Annotated in this window: 1 protein-coding gene; it reads left to right on the top strand. The window is 69.6% G+C overall.

The genetic code is table 11. The features are described 5' to 3' along the window. Positions 1 to 62 precede the first annotated feature (62 nt). A partial coding sequence (locus tag RCG67_RS17480) for a hypothetical protein (RefSeq protein WP_368828088.1) occupies positions 63 to 510 on the top strand: 448 nt, incomplete at its 3' end.

Raw genomic sequence — 510 nt, 5'->3', positions numbered from 1 at the left:
GGCACAATCCCGCCTCGCCCCTGGTCGACCAACAGACCATCGGGACCTCCGAAACCTTCACCGTGGACATCGACCCTCAGGACAGCGGTCGTTACGGGGCCGGGGACCACCTGTGGCGGTTCGCGGCCATGGACGACCTGTGGCTGGGATGCTGGGGACTGGTGCGTGCACTACGACCCGACCGCGCGACCCTCCAGGTGCTGCCGCCGCTGCCCGTCGACGGCGACCGATCCGCCCCGATCACCCCCGACCAGGTGTCCAGGGCCGTGGACACCATCCACGCCACCCGGTCCACTCCTCCCCGACCTCGCCAAGGCGATGACGGAACGTGGGACCAGCCCGTGCGGGAGTACACCGTGGTGGCCCGCAGGGCGGAACACCGGTACACCGGCCGGGCCCTGACCGACCCCTGGGGACTGATCTACGAACGCGCCGCCAGTTGCGAGGAGGAGGAGGTCTTCAGCACCCACAGGCGCATGACGCAGGACCCCTGCACCCACGAAGAGCAAG

The organism is Kocuria cellulosilytica, assembly GCF_040981245.1.
Lineage (GTDB): Bacteria > Actinomycetota > Actinomycetes > Actinomycetales > Micrococcaceae > Kocuria > Kocuria cellulosilytica.
The sequence above is the reverse complement of the archived record's forward strand: the minus strand, read 5'-3'. Positions and strand labels throughout refer to the sequence as shown.